The sequence below is a fragment of the Micrococcus sp. GbtcB5 genome, from assembly GCF_019091605.1.
GTDB lineage: Bacteria > Actinomycetota > Actinomycetes > Actinomycetales > Micrococcaceae > Micrococcus > Micrococcus luteus.
Window position 1 is genome coordinate 1 of record NZ_JAGXJK010000624.1, and the last position, 229, is coordinate 229.

Annotated in this window: 1 protein-coding gene; it reads right to left on the reverse strand. The window is 63.3% G+C overall.

The window, feature by feature from the left end; genetic code table 11:
* Positions 1 to 229: transposase (locus KVS67_RS13750; RefSeq protein WP_217565614.1), on the reverse strand; the 229-nt coding region annotated here is incomplete at both ends.

Consider the following 229-nt stretch of genomic DNA (forward strand, 5'->3'; position numbering starts at 1 on the left):
CGGCGGCGCGTTTGTCTTCGATGTTGCTGCTCGCCAGCCAGAGCAGCTTCACCGCCGCCTCGGTCGAGGGGAAGTGGCCGCGGTTCTTGGTCACCTTCCGAAGCTGGAAGTTCAGCGACTCGATGCTGTTGGTCGTGTAGATGACCTTGCGGAGCATGGGAGGGAACTGCAGGAACGGGATGAGCCGCTCCCAGGAGTTCGCCCAGGTCGCGGCTGCAGACGGGTACTT